The organism is Rhizobium sp. Root708 (assembly GCF_001429725.1).
Lineage (GTDB): Bacteria > Pseudomonadota > Alphaproteobacteria > Rhizobiales > Rhizobiaceae > Rhizobium.
Map to the genome: position 1 here is coordinate 1 of NZ_LMHV01000039.1, position 2,728 is coordinate 2,728.

Sequence of the window (2,728 nt, forward strand, 5' to 3'; positions counted from 1 at the left end):
ATCTCTTCTGCCTTGTGTCTTTTCGCTGCCATTCCAATGTCCTTCTTCGGCTCATAAGCCATACTTCAAGAAGGATCACTTTTCAGGGGGCAGACCAATTTCATCCTGAAAATAACTACCGATCAGTTCCATCGGATGCGCCCCAAGGGTCTTGCGAACGGCAATGAACAAATTGATTGAGAGGCGGTTTTTACCACGTTCGTACTTCTGGACCTGTGAAACGTAACGCCAAGCGCTTCCCCTAGATCGACCTGACTTATTCCTTTGAGGTTCCGGAGCGCACGGGTACGTTCTCCCATTTCTATGTCATCTTCACCTGTTCGCTGTGCGCGCATTCATAGGTCCCCTTTTGCCTGCACTACCACTTAGTGGCACTAGATCTCGATGCTTCCAATGCCCCTTGCCTCGCGGCCGCTGTGTGAAGATCCTACGATTAGGGTCCGACCCGCGCTCTTCCTCAACGGCTGTGACACCGGCAAAATCTTTCGACAGAGCCGTCGAGAGTCCTATGAGCGGCAGGGTTTATTCGATCATCTTCTTGATGGTCGCGATTGGGATGAACATCCGCATCGGGTTTGCCCCCAGAGGCTGGAAGCCATATTCTCTGTAGAGCTTTACTCGCCTCTCGGTGCGCCTAGCATCACCGCAAGCCAGGACATCAAGCATAACAATTGCCGTACCAATCTCATCCGAAATACGAGCTATTCGTGTCAAGCAGTCGATCAGCAAGTCGCCGCCATACCCTGCACCAGAAAATTTCAAGTCACGGCCCATCATTGAGATATAGGCTGCGGGAATTGACCCGTGTCCGGGCCGATCGCGGGAAAACTTTTTCGGAAGTTCGGTATAATCAACTGCGTGACTGTTGATGGCGTAAAAGCCCATCACCGGGCCCCCACCTTGCGTCATGACGAAAACACGAAGATTGTCGCTCTTCTGAAGTTTGTTTGCGGTCTTCTGAAAAAAGTTGTCGACCTGCTCGATGCCACACGAAAAAGCCGCCCGATCATGTTTTGAGGGATCGAGCGGCTCGATGATTGGCTTTGGCACTTCGTTTTGTGGCATTATTTTGAAACTACAGTCTCGCTGTGACGCTTGAAAGCAGCCTTCAGCTTATTTGTCGGCTCTGGCGGGTTATCCAGCGCAGAAAAAAACGCAGCATGATCGGCCGGTTGCAAAAGGGTCCGCTCATGAGCGGCAATCGTTGTCATGGCAGATTGATAAGCGGCGTTGATCGTAAATGCGGAGTCGTCTACCCCGGACAGCGCAGCAGCGCGTTGGATTGCCGTCTTGATGCGCGCCTTCGTACGAAACCCCATACGTGCGTCATTTGGCTCATCGATTTCGGCAGTCATATCTTTGAACGCAACCATTGTCGCCTCCTATGCGGGTGTGAGGGTATGGTTATGCGTACGTCAAAACGACGTACCGGTCAAGCCAATATACTGATTTTTGTACGTCGTATGGACGTACGCCGAAACGTCACTCAACGCTCTGCCTGCACAGCGGCTTGTTACTTCAACCGGCCCCTCGCCAAGCATACCAATCCTATCGGTTTACGGCTCGAACATTGTCTATCCTTGATATAGTTCAAATTCGCGCGCCCCCTGTGGCATCGATCATTTGACCTGTCGTCCAACGTGCATCATTCGATGCGAGAAAGGCGATCACGTCGGCGACATCCTCCGCCCTTCCAACGCGTGAGAAGACCGAGAGGGCCTCGGCGCCGGCGCGGGCGTCCGGCGATGCCAACCATCCGGCATTCATATCCGTCTCCGTCACACCGGGCAGGACAGCGTTGACTGTAATCCCACGAGCTGCGAATTCAGGTGCCAGCGCCAGTGTCAAAGTCTCCAGCGCGCCCTTCGAGGCCGCATAGGCGGGATGGGTCGGCGCCGCGATCCGCGTAAACCCGGTTGAGACATTGATGATACGGCCATTGTCACGAATGTGGTCGGCGACTGCCTGGATGAGGAAGAACGGCGCCTTGTAGTTGATCGTCATCACTTCGTCGAACGCGGATTCGCTCGTCTGCCTCAAGGGTATCGCGGGCGCGATACCGGCATTGTTCACCAGAATATCCAGAGTAGACGATCCCGTCTCGCTACGCGCGGCTTCGCTGAACTGCGACCAGAGACTTTCGGCTGCCTCCTTCCCCTGTCGGAGGTCGGCCTTGACCGCGACAGCCTTTACGCCAAGCGCCTCGATGTCGCGTATGGTGGCATGGGCCGCATCCCCATTGGCGGTGTAGTGCACGCCAATCAGCGCTGCACCCTCCCTGGCAAACGCAAGGGCAGCCGCACGGCCGATACCGCGCGAACTTCCAGTGATGAGGGCTATCTTGTCTGCAAGTCTCTGGTCCAGGGCATGTCCGCACAGGCCTGTGACGGCGCCTGCAATGCTCTGCTGAAACGGATGATCGACCTTGCGCTCGCGGCTTGGCCCGGAAACCGGCACGCCTCGACGCGCAACCCTGATTGAAGTTTCGTCCAACGGCTCAAACCGCAAGGTCACAAACGCCATGAGCGTGCGTCCAGCTCCAGAGGGATTCTTCGTTGCTCTTGAGCGGGGTCGAATCTATCGCTCCGACGCTGTTCCTCGTCGTCATCCGAACTTTTAGTGACAGTAGAGGTAATCCCCCCGCAAATTAACGGGCTTCAAAAGTAGAATTTTCTCGGGCTTTATGATCGAGGAGATTTTGATGAAGACGAGCAGATTTAGCGAACCT

General features: G+C 54.9%; 3 protein-coding genes and 1 pseudogene. 1 reads left to right on the top strand and 3 read right to left on the bottom strand.

Going from position 1 to position 2,728, the window contains the following annotated elements:
• Nucleotides 1–522 precede the first annotated feature (522 nt).
• From ASE04_RS19225 to ASE04_RS19235, 3 genes are all read right to left on the bottom strand, one after another.
• Nucleotides 523–1,065, bottom strand: coding sequence for a hypothetical protein (locus tag ASE04_RS19225; protein WP_056820512.1), 543 nt, complete (start codon nt 1,063–1,065; stop codon nt 523–525).
• Nucleotides 1,065–1,373, bottom strand: coding sequence for a type II toxin-antitoxin system TacA family antitoxin (locus ASE04_RS19230; protein ID WP_056820514.1), 309 nt, complete (start codon nt 1,371–1,373; stop codon nt 1,065–1,067). The genes ASE04_RS19225 and ASE04_RS19230 overlap by 1 nt, the downstream gene beginning before the upstream one ends.
• A 217-nt stretch (nt 1,374–1,590) precedes the next feature.
• A complete protein-coding gene (locus ASE04_RS19235; protein ID WP_056820517.1) occupies nt 1,591–2,364 on the bottom strand; it encodes an SDR family NAD(P)-dependent oxidoreductase in 774 nt (257 codons plus the stop codon).
• Between ASE04_RS19235 and ASE04_RS32070 the strand changes: the two are divergent.
• A pseudogene (locus ASE04_RS32070) lies at nt 2,353–2,481 on the top strand (TetR/AcrR family transcriptional regulator); the annotation flags it as partial. The gene ASE04_RS19235 and the pseudogene ASE04_RS32070 overlap by 12 nt on opposite strands.
• Between the last annotated feature and the right edge of the window lie 247 nt (nt 2,482–2,728).